Below are 247 nucleotides of genomic sequence, written 5' to 3' on the forward strand. Positions count from 1 at the left end.
TGGTACGACAACGAATGGGGTTTCTCTGCAAGGATGCTGGATATGGCGTCGCGCATTGCACATAGGGGCTGCTAATCCCGCCCAGCAAGCTACCCGCATGATCCAAGACTGTCTTAGAGCAAAAAAATGCGGCGCAGGGTTTGCGCCGCATTCTTTTTTCATCATTCGCAACAGTACGCCTGCTGCAAAGGGTTTGTCAGACACTGTCAGTTTTGCTTAGCGAGCCCTTTCCATACCCGGACATCCC

Annotated in this window: 1 protein-coding gene; it reads right to left on the minus strand. The window is 52.6% G+C overall.

What is annotated here, in order from left to right; translation table 11 throughout:
• Positions 1–204: hypothetical protein (locus tag FCK22_RS19210; RefSeq protein WP_211243613.1), on the minus strand; the 204-nt coding region annotated here is incomplete at its 3' end.
• Positions 205–247: the final 43 nt, after the last annotated feature.

The sequence above is a fragment of the Sulfitobacter sp. 15WGC genome, from assembly GCF_005068605.1.
In the GTDB taxonomy this organism is placed as follows: Bacteria; Pseudomonadota; Alphaproteobacteria; order Rhodobacterales; family Rhodobacteraceae; genus Sulfitobacter; species Sulfitobacter faviae.